Source organism: Marinobacter confluentis, assembly GCF_004785685.1.
Taxonomy (GTDB): domain Bacteria; phylum Pseudomonadota; class Gammaproteobacteria; order Pseudomonadales; family Oleiphilaceae; genus Marinobacter; species Marinobacter confluentis.
Map to the genome: position 1 here is coordinate 223,999 of NZ_SRPF01000002.1, position 13,512 is coordinate 237,510.

At 57.6% G+C, this 13,512-nt stretch carries 13 protein-coding genes; 4 read left to right on the forward strand and 9 right to left on the reverse strand.

Going from position 1 to position 13,512, the window contains the following annotated elements:
* Nucleotides 1-34: 34 nt before the first annotated feature.
* From E5Q11_RS06505 to rfaH, 3 genes are all read right to left on the reverse strand, one after another.
* Nucleotides 35-2,623 carry an SLBB domain-containing protein gene (locus tag E5Q11_RS06505; protein WP_135802607.1) on the reverse strand — a complete coding sequence of 863 codons (2,589 nt, stop codon included), beginning with the start codon at nucleotides 2,621-2,623 and terminating at the stop codon, nucleotides 35-37.
* Between the two features lie 110 nt (nucleotides 2,624-2,733).
* The gene (locus E5Q11_RS06510; RefSeq protein WP_135802608.1) at nucleotides 2,734-4,233 is read right to left on the reverse strand and encodes a capsule assembly Wzi family protein; all 1,500 of its coding nucleotides are present in this window, start codon (nucleotides 4,231-4,233) and stop codon (nucleotides 2,734-2,736) included.
* A 208-nt stretch (nucleotides 4,234-4,441) separates the two neighbouring features.
* Nucleotides 4,442-4,927, reverse strand: a complete 486-nt coding sequence (rfaH, locus tag E5Q11_RS06515; protein WP_135802609.1) for a transcription/translation regulatory transformer protein RfaH — start codon at nucleotides 4,925-4,927, stop codon at nucleotides 4,442-4,444.
* A gap of 224 nt (nucleotides 4,928-5,151) precedes the next feature.
* Here rfaH and E5Q11_RS06520 point away from each other — a divergent pair, with 224 nt between their 5' ends.
* A complete protein-coding gene (locus E5Q11_RS06520; protein WP_263641504.1) occupies nucleotides 5,152-5,754 on the forward strand; it encodes an REP-associated tyrosine transposase in 603 nt (200 codons plus the stop codon).
* A gap of 46 nt (nucleotides 5,755-5,800) precedes the next feature.
* On the opposite strand, the gene E5Q11_RS06525 is transcribed toward E5Q11_RS06520, so the two are convergent.
* From E5Q11_RS06525 to E5Q11_RS06535, 3 genes are all read right to left on the reverse strand, one after another.
* On the reverse strand, nucleotides 5,801-6,376 hold the full coding sequence (locus E5Q11_RS06525; protein ID WP_225314860.1) for an AAA family ATPase: 576 nt from the start codon (nucleotides 6,374-6,376) through the stop codon (nucleotides 5,801-5,803).
* Complete coding sequence (locus tag E5Q11_RS06530; protein ID WP_135802611.1) at nucleotides 6,366-6,779, reverse strand: TA system antitoxin ParD family protein; 414 nt, start codon at nucleotides 6,777-6,779, stop codon at nucleotides 6,366-6,368. Before E5Q11_RS06530 ends, E5Q11_RS06525 begins: the two co-directional genes overlap by 11 nt.
* A 133-nt stretch (nucleotides 6,780-6,912) precedes the next feature.
* Nucleotides 6,913-8,076, reverse strand: a complete 1,164-nt coding sequence (locus E5Q11_RS06535; protein ID WP_135802612.1) for a glutathionylspermidine synthase family protein — start codon at nucleotides 8,074-8,076, stop codon at nucleotides 6,913-6,915.
* 154 nt (nucleotides 8,077-8,230) lie between these two features.
* Between E5Q11_RS06535 and E5Q11_RS06540 the strand changes: the two genes are divergently transcribed.
* From E5Q11_RS06540 to E5Q11_RS06550, 3 genes are read left to right on the forward strand one after another with little or no spacing between them, the layout of a single operon-like run.
* The gene (locus E5Q11_RS06540; protein WP_135802613.1) at nucleotides 8,231-8,983 is read left to right on the forward strand and encodes a DUF1190 domain-containing protein; all 753 of its coding nucleotides are present in this window, start codon (nucleotides 8,231-8,233) and stop codon (nucleotides 8,981-8,983) included.
* A gap of 5 nt (nucleotides 8,984-8,988) precedes the next feature.
* Nucleotides 8,989-9,948: a hypothetical protein gene (locus E5Q11_RS06545; RefSeq protein WP_135802614.1), complete on the forward strand. Its 960-nt coding sequence runs from the start codon at nucleotides 8,989-8,991 to the stop codon at nucleotides 9,946-9,948.
* A 3-nt stretch (nucleotides 9,949-9,951) separates the two neighbouring features.
* On the forward strand, nucleotides 9,952-10,668 hold the full coding sequence (locus E5Q11_RS06550) for a hypothetical protein (RefSeq protein ID WP_135802615.1): 717 nt from the start codon (nucleotides 9,952-9,954) through the stop codon (nucleotides 10,666-10,668).
* 1 nt (nucleotide 10,669) lies between these two features.
* Here E5Q11_RS06550 and E5Q11_RS06555 read toward each other — a convergent pair whose 3' ends face one another.
* The 3 genes from E5Q11_RS06555 to E5Q11_RS06565 all read right to left on the reverse strand — a co-directional run bounded on the left by E5Q11_RS06555 (nucleotide 10,670) and on the right by E5Q11_RS06565 (nucleotide 13,508).
* Nucleotides 10,670-12,091: a hypothetical protein gene (locus E5Q11_RS06555; RefSeq protein WP_135802616.1), complete on the reverse strand. Its 1,422-nt coding sequence runs from the start codon at nucleotides 12,089-12,091 to the stop codon at nucleotides 10,670-10,672.
* Nucleotides 12,091-12,546 (reverse strand): hypothetical protein, encoded by a 456-nt coding sequence (locus tag E5Q11_RS06560; RefSeq protein ID WP_135802617.1) that lies wholly within the window; start codon nucleotides 12,544-12,546, stop codon nucleotides 12,091-12,093. The genes E5Q11_RS06555 and E5Q11_RS06560 overlap by 1 nt, the downstream gene beginning before the upstream one ends.
* 95 nt (nucleotides 12,547-12,641) lie before the next feature.
* Nucleotides 12,642-13,508: a DNA ligase gene (locus tag E5Q11_RS06565; protein WP_135802618.1), complete on the reverse strand. Its 867-nt coding sequence runs from the start codon at nucleotides 13,506-13,508 to the stop codon at nucleotides 12,642-12,644.
* Nucleotides 13,509-13,512 lie beyond the last annotated feature (4 nt).

A 13,512-nucleotide genomic window follows, 5' to 3' on the forward strand; every position in this document is an offset into this window, starting at 1 on the left:
CGTTTGGGGTCAGACCCTCTGGCCCTTTGGCCGTTTACAGATTGCCTACGGCGGCGGCGCCTAGGGCCATTTGGTAGACGATCTGGCTTACGTTGGTCCACAGTTCCAGCTGGTTCAGGCGGTCTACGTCGATTGGGACGATGATGGTGTCGCCCGGCGCCAGTTGCTGGCTGCGGCCGCCGAACCAGCGGCTTTTCTCTGGCAGCATTACGGAACCGTCTGCTTTCACGACGTATACCCTGTCTTCGTCTGCCTGGCGGGTGGGGCCGCCGCTGCGTTCCAGGTAGTCGTCAACCGTCAGCCCTTCGGTGTGAAGGTGGCTGGTTGGGAACTGGACTTCGCCGAATACACTGACAGCCTGGGGTATTTCGGGAATGGTCAGGGTATCGCCATTCTGGAGGCGGATGGGCTGGTAGTCGCTGTCGCTGACCACCGCTTGAAGGTTGATCACCATTCTTCCAACGGGGCGGGCTTCCTGAACATCATCCAACAATTTCTGTACCTGTTCGGTGCGTTCTGCGCTCTGGCCGCCTATGTCGTTGCCCTCTAGTTGAACTCCCAGCAAGTCACCCTGTAGCCGTTCTTCCGCTTCCTGAAGTCGTTGCGCTTCCAGTTGGCGGAGTTTTTCGCGGGTGAATACGGCGCCTTGCGGGAAAGCGTTGCTGGTCAAACCGCCGGCGCGCTCGATGACGTCACGAAGGGTCTCACCATCACGGATGGTGTATTCCCCGGGGTAGCGCACTTCGCCGTCCAGTTCGATGGTTCTGGTACGGGCGAACTCGGGGATGGATTTGATCAGCAGGCGGTCACGGCTTTTCAGGGATACCGATGCGTCGCCGGCCATCACGGCTTGAAGGTCCAGGTTCTGAATGCGGGTTATTCCGGTGCCTTCTTCGTCCACTTCGAAGCTTGCCAGTTCTGCGGTATAGAGTGATGCAGAGTCTTTCAGGCCGCCAGCGACGTAGATGGCATCTGCCACCTGTTTGGATGCGGGCAGCGGGTATTCACCGGGGTAGCGCACGGGGCCGGTTACCTGGATGGTTTGCTGCGGGGCGCCGGGCCTGGCTTGGGATTTCAGGCGTTCCAGCACGGGGGCGAACAGGCTTTCGCGGCTGAAGCGGCTGTAGTCGGGTTCTTGGCCCTCCACGTTCTGAATCTCAGTGCCTCGACGGCGCAGCTCTTCTTCCTGGCTTTCGTTACGGTCTTCGCTTTTCGCGTTCACTTTGCCTTCATCAGCGAAGATCAGTAGCCGGTCTTTTTCCTGCAGGCGTATGTCCTGTGCACCACCGGGATTCGAGACGGCATCCCGCAGACGCAGGTTGATGACGGATACGGTGTCGGTTTCCGGATCGGTCCGAACGATGGCGGCGTAGCGGTGGTCTGCTTCGGGCAGCAGATCACTGTTCAGGGAGGGAATGACGGAGCTAATGCGCATTCCCGGTACCCAGGCAAACCGGCCCGGCCGTGTGGCGGCGCCTGTTACTTCAACGTATTGCCCGGTGATCTCTGAAATGGAGGCTACTTCAATTCGGTCACCGGGTTTCACCGCTGCCTGCTTGCCTTTCTGAGTGGTCAGGTTGGCTTCGGCAATGATGCGCAGGAAGTCATCGTTGTTGCGTTCAATACGCACCAGCTGTGGGTAGGCCTGTGGGGTCAACCCGCCAGCCAGTTTGACCAGTTCCTGCAGGCTGGTGTTGTTTTTAAGCTCGTACAGGGCCGGGCGGTAGACTTCGCCCTCAATACCTACACGGTCACCAACGGGCGGGATGAAGATGACGTCGCCGGGCTGCAGTCGGTTGTCGTTGGAGGTGTCCCCTTTTAATAGCAGGTCGTACAGGTCCAGTTCGCCAATCAGTTCGCCGTTGCGTTTGTGCTGGATCTTACGCAGGGAGCCGGTGCGCTGGATGCCGCCGGACACGTAGAGGGCGTTGGTGATGGTAGACAGGGAACTGACTGTGTAGGAACCGGCGTTTCTGGCCTCACCCAGCACGAATACGCGCATGCTGCGAAGTTCGCCCAGGCTCACGCTGGCCTGTACGCCGATGTACTGTTCGGACACCCGTTTCTTGATCTGCTGCCGGGCCTGGTCAAAGGTCAGGCCTGCGACCGTTTGCGGGCCGGACTGGGGGAAGCTTATGGTTCCGTCCCGGCTGATGGGCAGCTCCAGTTGCTGGTTTTCCTTGCCCCAGAGCTGAACCCGCAACACGTCGCCGGGGCCCAGGGTGTAATCGTTGGGGATGGGGATTTCGGTTACGGGGGCGAAGGTGGTGGGGCTGCCCGCGAACAGGTCATAGCCGAAGGGTTTCAGGCCGCCGTTTTTCCGGTCTTGCTCATCGTCTTTTTCCTGTTGTTCTTGCTGCCCTTGCCGCTGGGCCTGTTGCCGTTCCTGATCCGATACGGCGTCCACGGGTTCAACCACGTCGACATCCCGGGGGCGCTGGTTCTGCATGCCGCCAGAGCCGGTGATGGATTCCAGGTCTATGCCATACTGGCCAGCCAGGGCTTCCTGCTGGGATCGGGGCATGTTCTTGAACTGTTCGATCTGGGACTGGCTGATCGATTGGGCGGCGATGGTAGCTGGCAACGCAAGAGCGGCTGCGAAGAGAAGTTTTTTTAGATTCACTGTTAGTCCTGGGGCATAGAATCTATGAAGACTCAGTTAATTATGAACGGGTCAGTATAAGAGGGTCAGACCCCTTTTGGGGTCAGACCCTGTTTCAAAGAATAAAGTTTTTAGAAGCGGTAACGCCAGGCGGCGCCGACAGACCACTGGTCTCTCTCGCCGCTTAGGAGTTCAATTTTTTTATCGGTGGCCTGGGCGGTCAGGTCCAGCCAGCCGTTCAGGAATTGGGTGCCGTAGCTGGCTTCCAGTATGGCAACGTCCTGATCTTTGGTCGGCAGAAAGGCAAAGACGTCGCTATCTGTAACGGTCGCACCAACGGAGCCGTCCTGGTTCAGGCTGGCTGCGGTCAGGTTCATGCCAAGGTTACTGCCATCGGGAAAGAAGTTGAACACCCCGAACGTTACGGCCTCCGCGTCGCCATCAATGCTGGCGCCCATGCTGCGGCCGTAATGGTGGTAGCCGGTCTGGTACCGAAAGTGTTCATAGGTGATATTAGGCAGCGGGTCGCCCAGCAGATCGTCGGCCAGAGTGTTGGCGTACTCCAGGTACCACTGCTGGTCCTGGGCGAAAAGCGAGCTTGTCCAGTCTGCACCGAAGAGCCAGGACTTGCGGGCGGGAAAGGCTCCGGCTTCATCCTCGCCCATCATCTGGCTATACAGGCCCATGCTCTGGTCGCCCACCGCAAAGCCGTAACGTATATCGATGCTGCCAAGTTGATTGCCGGGGTCATTCTCGGAGCCATCCTGCGAATTATCCCTTCCAGCCAGAATATCCACGATGGTTGAGAAATTTTCCGGCCGGCCTTCGCCGCCAAACATCATGATTCGGGACAGCCCGATATCCAGGCCTCCCAGCGGGCGAAAGCCAAAACGCATACCGATCAGTTTTGTATCTGGCACCACCCGGTTGCTCTCCAACTGCCCCGCGAACAGGCTGAACTGCCAGGGTCCGACCCATTGTAACCACTGCGTTTCAGGGGCGGCGGTTTCGCTGCGATTCAGCCAGACCGAAGGCAGTGGCCGGGCGTTATTCGACAATATCAGGCTGTGTTTCCAGCCCGGGCCCCACCAGCGGTCAATCGCGCCAGCACCGACAACCCAGTTACTGACGGTTGCTGCCAGGTAGCTGCCGTCAAACCGGAGCGTTTCATCGTCTTCGGGATTGAGGGCAACCGAGGGGCTGACGCCAAACGCCCAATATTCGCCCTGCCACTGAAGGTCGGCTTTGAGTTCACCCTGATGATCCGCGTTGGATGCCGAGAATCCCTGAAAAAATAAGGACTCGCTGATTCCAGAAATGGCCGCTTCTGCCCGGAAACCCGGTACCGCGTTTTGTTCCTTTTCGAAACCCAGGTAGGCGTAGGCGCCAGCGACGGATTCGTCGCCTGCCAGTGATGACTGGTCGACGCCACTATGAATGTCTGCCCATGACACCGGCCAGGTGGTGGCTACTCTGTCCAGGTGCCCCCGATCGGCCAGTTTCTGGATGGCGAAACGCGCTCTGCTGTCACCAGGCTCCAGCCAGGGCGCAGCGGTGGCAACCGGGGCAATTGAAAGGACGAAAAGGCACGCTACCGCCCCACCGACCAGGGTCCAGTGTTTTGAGGTCATAGAGTTACATGTTTCAAAGGAGCAAGGCAGGGACGAATAAAACAGCGAAGACGTGCCTGGACTTATTCCCTGTCAGGTTGAGTATGGTGTGTGTCAGATTTGTGAAGATTCTACGGCATCATGGATGTCACGCAAGTGACAAACGGCCTGAGATTGGGCGTTTCGGTTATTTTTGAAGTTAAGTTTTGTGAAAGTGTTTAGGTTGCATTCAGTTTCGGGCGTGGATGCCTGAGACCGGCACGGTCACCCGTTGTTGTTTCTGCATGAAGCTGATCAGCACGATTGCCCGCTCTTCGCCGTCATAAGCCTGGAAAATGGCACTGATGCCCCGGAAAGGCCCATCGTCAAGCTCGACAGCCTGGCCAGGCTTGATACCGCCCTGCTCCGCCACTGTGTGCAGGCCATCCCGGATGTGCTCGATGACCTCATCCTGAATGCTTGCGGGTTTATTGGCGAAGCTGACAACACGCAGAATCCCCCGGGTCGACCGCAACTTGGCCCACATGGGATCGGTCTGCTCCAGGTTGACAAACAGGTAGCCGGGGAACAGGGCTTCAAGCTGTTTAGTGCGCTTACCCGCCTTGATTTTTTCCACGCTGACTTTTGGATAAAAGCAGGTAATACCCTGATTCTGCAAGTGCTCCACAGCGCGATCACCCTGTGCCGGTTTGTGCTGAAGCGCGTACCAGGTCATCTATCACCTTTCGTTCTGGGGTCAGACCCCAATGCATTTGCCAACCCCAAATGGTACATGATTTGGGGTCAGACCCCGTCACATTTCTTCCATCAAAATGCACTGGGGTCTGACCCCGGCTTGAAATCACGGTTATGGTGCGGCAGATTGACCGCTCGAATTTTCACAAGGAGTGTGAGATGCCACGCCGACAAAGGATTTGTCCGGCCGGAATCCCTCAGCATGTGATTCAGAGGGGTAATAACCGGCAGATGTGTTTCCAGGACCCTGCTGACCGGGGCGCCTACTTGGCGTTTCTTTCAAAGTACCGCAAAGAGCACGAGGTAGATATTCATGCCTGGGTGCTGATGGACAATCATACCCATTTGCTGGTCACGCCGCGGAAAGATGATTCCCTGTCCCGCTTTATGAAGGCCCTGGGCCAGCGTTACGCCCAGTACTTCAACTTCAAGTACGAACGAACGGGCACGCTCTGGGAGGGGCGCTTCAAGTCCTGCCTGGTAGATACCGAAAGCTATTTTCTGCAGTGCCAGCGATACATCGAGCTGAACCCCGTCAAGGCCGGCATGGTGGACAATCCGGAGGATTACCGGTGGTCCAGCTACCTTTATCACGCCTACGGATTACGGGCCAAGTGGCACACACCCCATGACTGCTACCTGAACTACCAACCCGATCCGGACCTTCGCCAGGCAAGCTATCGCAGCTTCGTGGCAAGCTCGCCACCGCCCGGCACCGACGATCTGATCTTTTACACCGCCATCAGCGGCAAAGCCCTGGGCACCGAAACCTTCCGCGAAGAAATGAACACCCGATATGGGGTCTGACCCCAGTGCATTTGGCGGGGCGAAATGTCTTGGGGTCTGACCCCAATTATTCGGTATCGATGAGGTTTTTCGCCCAGTCTGGAAGGGCCGATTGGCAGTTGCGCCACTGCCCTGCTTCCCAGACCGCTACCCGCAGGTAAGGCCGGTCAAGGCTGCTGTTATCCACGAGGTGCAGCTCATCTGCCAGCCCTATGCATTGGCGCAGGTTCTCCAGGGTTCTGGGAATGCGAGCCTCGATTTTGGCGGCCGGTACATTATGGCCGCCGGACTTCACGCGGGAGGCGACCCTGGCCTTGTTCAGCGAAGTCAGCTCCAGGTGGAAGTAGAACAGCCGGATTCGGAACCCTGCTGCCTTGGCTGCGCCCACAAAGTCCACTTTGGACGGATGCGAGAACACGGTTTCGAAACAAAAGCTTTGGCGGTCTTCGAGCAGGCGATGACGCTCCTTTTGTGCAATCAACGCGGCCTCATAGCTGTGCTTTTCAGGCGCGTCCGGCCAAAGGCTTCGGGCGATTTTGTCGGCATTGACCAGGGGGATTTTGCGCCGGGCCAGAAACTGCTCATAAAAGGTGGTTTTACCGGCACCATTACCGCCAACCAGCAGCCACAATTCAGGCTGCATGGTCACGGGGGTTCAGTGCCTCGAAGCGCCCGTTGCGGAATTGCCCGATTTCCCGGGTACCGTCCGGATGAATAGCCTGCAGATAGCCGGGCTTATCATCAGCCGCCTGATACACAACCCGCCCCCGGGCAATGGAGCGACTCAGATCGCCGCTTTCCCGGGCCTGGTCCACCTCGGCCCATAAATCCTCACTGGTCAAAGGCTCTGCCACCACGGGCGAAACCGCGATCTGGCGAATTCCCTGCACAATCGCAATCAGGTCCTCGGCGCTTACCTCACCGGCAACCACCCGACCAATCTCGGCCCAGTACTCGATCTGCTTCGGGGTCGAACGCCGGTGAACGGCGCCCTCGGCAGCAGCCTGACGAACCAGTAAATCATCGAGACGAACGGCAGTGGTCATGGTAATCACCTGTCTGGTTGAAACTGTATATTGCAACTTACCACATTCGTTGCGTCTTGCAACAGCCAGTTGGGGTCAGACCCCGATGCATTTTGGCAGGCCAAATGCACCGGGGTCTGACCCCAAAAAAGAGTTAATCGGTGATGCAGTGGGGGATGAAGCGGGAGGTGTCGCGGGTGATGGCGGTGTTGTCTTCGCGGATGCCGATGCCTACGGGCTCCTTCCCCACCACCCAGCTGCCGATCAGGCAGTAGTGGCCGGCAAACTGGGGCGGTGGGCACCAGCTCTGGATGATGGTGGGGATGTTCCCGTAGGGGCCTTCCACCTGCTGCTCTACGCCGACGGGTGTTTCCACGGAGATATTGGCGCCTTCGCGGGAAAACAGGGGTTTGCGAACCCAGCGGTCCAGATCCGGCGCGCGGCCTTTATCACCTTCAAACCAGGCAGGCAGCAGATTGGGGTGCCCTTTGTGGCGCTCCCAAAGCAGAGGCAGTATGCCTTTGTTGGAAAGAATCAGTTTCCAGGGTGGCTCGATAAACTGGGTGCCGCCGGTCGCGATCTGGCCGGAAAACGCCTCCTGCCACATCCATTCCCAGGGGTAGAGCTTGAACAGTTGGTCAATCGGCGCATGGCCCAGCCCTATGAAACGCCCGTCAGGCCCAAGGCCGATGTCATCCATGAACAGGGTTGAGGGCCTCAGGCCCGCCTGTTCGGCGCAGTCTGCAAGGTATTCAATGGTTCCTGCATCTTCAGGGTGGTCGCGGCAGCAGGCCAGATGAAGCGGCTGCCCTGCCCGGCCAATCATTTCCAGGCGTTCAATCAACGCTTCCTGCAGGCGGTTGTACTGGTCGGCGCCCGCCGGCAGTTGGCGCCGCTCGATCTGCTGCTCCAGCCAAAGCCACTGGAAAAAACCGGTTTCATAAAGCGATGTCGGGGTGTCTGCGTTGTATTCATAGAATTTTGCCGGGCCATGGCCATCGTAGGAGAAATCCATACGGCCATAGAGAGAGGGCTCTGCGAACTTCCAGCTGTCGGCGATCAAACCCCAGGCTTTTTCGGGGATGGCCAGCTGGGTCAGCAGTTGCTCGCTTCTGACAACCTCTGCAACCAGGTCAAGACACATGCCATGGAGCGCTTCGGTCGGCGCTTCTATGTCTTCTTCGATCTCACGAAGAGAAAACTGATAGCAGGCGCTTTCATCCCAGTAAGGCTCGCCTTCCAGGGTGTGGAATCTGAACCCGAAGGATTCAGCCTGGGAACACCAGTCAGGGCGGGGGGTCATCTGAATTCGTTTCATGGAGGTTCCTTCTCCGCTGGGGTAATACTGCCCCGAAAAAGCCCGGAGTTTACCGGCATTTCACGGGTCGGGAAAGCGCCTATATCCCCGATTGACCTTTACCCCGGCTTGCTATAAATTCGCGCATCAAACGGACGACGGAGAAGGATACTCCATGGCCACCCAGGACGGGATTCAGCATGATCTGCCCCATCACAACCTGCCCAGGCGAACCCGGCGGCAGAAGCGCACTCAGGCGGCAACTCTGGTACTGATGGGCGCAACCCCCTTTGCAGTGCTGGGCCTTGACCCACTCCACACCAGCGTTCGTGTTTTCCAGGACGTACGGGCCTGCCATTCGGCACTGAGCTCCTCCCTTGCCTATTGCGAAGCCCTTAGCACCGAGGCCGAAAGCCGCCATGCGGATATGGCACCGGAGTACACCTCACTTGCCCAGTGTTCCGCTGACTTCGACCATGTAACCGGTGACCTGGCCTGCGCTGACGGCTGGTGCAGCGCAGACAACCTGTCCACCTGTGAAACCACGGACAACGGCCACTTCCGACCGCCCTTTAAGAGTTTTCTGGTAGACGAATCCGTACTTCGTAGCGCCTATCAGGGGGACTTCCCGGCACCTGAATCCCTGGGTGAAAAACAGCTGCAACCGGTATACGGCATTGCAGACAGCACCCTTCATGACGGCGGAGAAAGCGGCAGTAGTAGCTATTCCCACCACAGCCACATCCCGTTTTTCTGGCACTACGTGGCTGCGAATGGTCAGTACCTGGGCAATCAGACTATGCGCGGTTCAGTGACCATGGCCCGATCCCAACTGGCGTCATCCGGCAACAAGACTTATACCGGCACCACTCAACGCGGTGGCTTTGGTGCCACGGCCCGGAAGACCATGCAGTCGGCAAGGAGCTGAGGAAGATGCGTAACCCAAATCCCTGCCGTGCCGGACTCTGGTTGGTGCTGATCATCGGCAGTCTTTTCGCCACCCCGGTTCTGGCTGAAACCAGAACCCTGGCTCTGGCCGCTGAACTGCAACAGACGCTGACCGAATCTCCGGAAAGCCTGCGCTGGCTGGCGCCCAATCACGACATGGAGTTGACCCACGAAAACATCGGGCTGGAGCCTGAAAACTGCAGCAAACCAGTGCCTGCCATGGTCAGCAGGTCCACTCATCGATTTCTGGTGCGCTGTGAAACCACGCAGATGGAAAAACTGCGCATGGTGGATTTACTCATTGTCACTTCCTGGACGCATGCCGATGATGGCTGGGAAACCGGGCAAATGGTGTCTGTAAACAGGCTGGGGACGCGGTATGGCGGCCTGTCTTTACAGGAAGCCCGCCGGAATGCACTGAAACATCAGGGGCGTGTCCTTTTGCCACTGGACAGGCATGAGGGGTCGCCGTCAGGGCCCTTTGAGGAAGCGTTTATTGTGCTCTCAGAACAACGCATTGAGCAGCTGAACGCGGTTTGGGAAGCCATTCTCACAACCGAAAAACTGCCCCTGGCCCAGCTTCAACACTGGCGGGACCAGAACTGGCCGGATGGGCTGGTGGGTTTACGCAAGGATGGCCAGTTGCTGCTGCAGAAAGGCTCATTAACAGGGGCCGGCGCACTGGTAAAAAGCCTTGAGGAACATGGCAGGCTGCCAGAATTTGCGAAGGGGCTGATTCGCCCCGTGCCCTCAACGCGCTCATGGCAGAGTGCCCGGCCACCCGGCGAGCCCATGTTTATGCTGGAGATGATGTACGCCAACCGCACCGACTATGCACTCGCCATTTCAGACAAGGCACCGGAAAGCCGACAGAACAACACCCAACGGATGAGCGAGGGCATGCCCTTTCATCTGGTGTTCATGCCCATTGAAAGGAATCTTTAAATCATGACGACCACCAACGCTGAGGCTGCAGAAACGCCCGTCGACCCCATCAGTAATCTGAAGCGGCTGCCCCGACCGCAAAAAGACAATCACTATATTCTGGCGGGAAACAGCAGCGCGCTGACCAGTCTGCTGGTTCACTGGTTTCCGGTGGTGGCCGTATTCTGTTACGGCCTTGTGGCGCCCTGGCTGAGCAGCCCATGGGATCAGAACAACCTGGTACTGGTTCTGGGAATATGGCTGGCGATCTGGCTGGCTCTGGCAGGTTTTACGGCGGTGACTGGCACAGGCCGCCATATGTATGCGCTCGACCTGAGCCAGAGGCGGATTACGCACCTGAATTCCGGCGAATCCACATCGCTGGCGCTGGAGCTATACAGTAACGCCGAGGGAGACCGACTGGATCTGAAAACGCCCCTGGATTCCGGCTGGCATTTGCAGACCTACACCCGTGCCGTGGCCGAACTGGAAGAAGACGACATCTCGCGCATTCCGCATTGGCAGTGCGGCTCATTGGCAGACCACATCCAGCGCAAAGCAATGGATGGCTCTCTGCTGGGCCTATTCATCTTCGCCACCCTGTTCTTCGGCATGACCAACCTGATCATGGGCACAATGAGGGTATTCCTGCTGAGCGAAATCTACCTGCTTGTGGCGTGGCTGGTAAGCCAGTCCTTTATCTGGTTTCTGGAACGTCGCGATCGCCAGCTTGAGTGCTGATTCAGGCCGCCTTCTGGTTCCTCATCACAAGGCCCAACATTGAGACCGCCTTGCGGGCATCTGACAGCATATAGCGGGCCGACAACCTGACACCGGTGTACCAATGCGCCGGGCAATCCAGGCCGCTGACTGGCAAGACAAACGCACCGGATAGCTTCCACAGGGTCATTTCATCATTTAACACCTGGTCTTCAAGCGGGTTGCAGACACATTGATCACCCTGCATGCCAAGCACCAGAACCGGGACCTCCTGCCCCTCGCTCCTGAACCGCGCCAGATAGGGAAAACGTTGGTCTTCGGGGTTACACACGAAGCGGGTATCACTGTTATCCGGCAGGGCCGACAGCAGGTTTCTGAGGGGGCCTGCAATGAAACTGAAGCTGCCATCAATCTGACGGGATTCGGCGAACAGGCACCAGGCCAGATGCCGCTTGAACAGGGCTTTCAGGGCTGACGGAAACGGATGAAGACCAGGGTCAGCAGGCAGCGAAAACGGCAAGGCGGCCAGCTCTTCAGGCGCCAGGCTTTCACTATAGAGCGTCAATGGGGTGATGCTGGCGCCAGATGCAGTTTCAACCTCGTCCAGATACTGGATCTCAAACCGGACTGACTTCTCATCATCTGCCTGAACACTGAGTTTGAGCCGCTTGGCAATCGGAAACAGAAATGCCTCCAGCATCGCATGTATCTGCCTGGGCCCTGTCAGGTAGTCTTCAGGCAATAAGGGGCTGGGCGCGGGCCAGGTTCCATCATCGATAACATCCAGCGGTGCGGGAACATCATCAAGACTCGGCTTCGCCCTGCGATCAAACACCGCACGTTCCTGGGCCGTCAGCCCCGAAGCCGGCACGGCGTCGTCCGGTAGTGCTGGAAGATAAGGGTTGGATTGCCAATCCAGCGAATCATCGAAGATCACCCTGGGGGTTCTTTCTTCTGAACTGTCGGACGTGAAGGTCCACCGCTGAACGCAGCCCGGGGCAAGATCCATATTGGCACTCCCTTCCAGAGGGAAGGTTTTAATCTTGCAGTAGGTCGTTTGGCCCTTTTCGTTCTCCAGCAGCGCTGTATAACCGAGCAGCACCAGAGACGAGTGGTGGAAGAGTATGCTTTCGCCCGTCAGTGCCAGGGTAGCGCCGTCGGAGTAAGCCAGGCGCGCCAGCTCTGAAAGCGGCACTTTTCTGACGAAGGTTTTCACGTCAGGGTCGGCTTTCACAGAATCAATGAGATGCTGCTCTTTGTCCTCATCCAGAACCATAACGATGGCCAGGTAACTTCCAAGGAATACGGAAATCGGGCGCTCGACGCCGTCCTGATCCTGGCCAAAAAGGGCCAGAAACGGCTGGTCAGCCCAGACGTTCAGCAGCTCTTTTTTATCGTTCTGCTCCAGTGCCTTGCGAAGCCTTGCAGGGTCCGGCTTTGTCATCACACGCCCTGCTCGGCCATGGCCCTGTCAATCGTGGGCACAAAGATCAGATTCAGGTCGCCATCGGCTTCGATCTCACCTTGAATTACGCCTTCCAGCGACGAGTTACCCTCATCGTCAATCAGGGTGAAGTTATCGGCGATAAAGGTATCGATTTCCTGAAGAACCGGCGGCACGATGTGGCCAGCGATAAACATGCACATCACACCAAGCGATAGAATGATGCCGGGATTCAGCAGCAGAATTTCCCAGAGTGACGGGCCATCCCAGCCAACCCGGATAGAACTGGGCCCAGCGATAAAAATCAGGCCACCGATGATGGCGATGACAATGCCGGCCACATTAAAAAACTCACCGGTTTTCTGGCGGGATTTCAGTTTTTCTATTAGGGGGAAATTTTCAATACGGTAAGGCAGGTCAACAATCGTCAGTTGACGTTTTGCAGGGGATTCCATTCCATTGCTCCTGATAATCCAGTGATGTCTTCTGTCCATGAAGACGGCATAGTTTAGCGATACGGAGGTTGGTGTCAACTTGTGCGACTGCGGCTTTAATCCTTCATAAGACTGGCCGCTTCGGGCTCATCCGCCCTCACTCGAAGAAAGCTGGCGAACCTTGGCAAGCCTGTTGAAGTGAAACCGTAGTGTTTATAGGTAACCACCGCACCAACCGGCGGTGGAGCTTTGCGCTCAGCGTCACTGAAGCCGGTTCCAATATTGAATTGTCGCCCGTCTGGCCGCTCCACGCGAATGGATCCGAGCATGCCCGCAAACTTGCCCTCGCCCGGCAGGTGCGCGACGACGACGGCTTCGTCGTCCTGGTACTTTTTCACTTTTAGCAGATCGTCGGAACGGCCAGCGTGCGGCAGGCTGTCTCCACGCCTGAGCATTAAACCCTCACCGCCCTGCTCCACAATCTGATCAAGCGCCGCCATCAGCGTTTCGTGCTGTTCGGCTGGCTTTTGCGCCACCATTGCCAGATAGGGAGACGGCGACGGCACCAGCAGCTGCTTCATGGCTGCAACGCGATCTGCAAAAGGCTGATCAACACCCGGCAAATCGAACACCATGAACCGAATCTGCCGCCAACTCTCATCAACCGGATCCTGACGCCGAACCGCACCGGAAAGCTCCGCAAACCGGCCACGCCCCATCCAGAGTTCACCGTCCATCCTGGTATCCGGGAAATCTTCCGTGAACCATTCCGGCGCACGATAGATATTGCCACCCCGGGACCAGAACTGCTCCCCATCCCAATAAGCGCGAACGCCGTCCAGCTTTTCGCTGACGTAGTAGTTTTCGAGGTTGACGCCTTTTTCGTATACGCCCGCGAGGGCAAGCGCCGGGGGTTCCGAATGAGCAACTGCGGAGAAAACCCAGCCAGCAAAAACCGCTAGCGATAAAACAAAACAACGCATAACA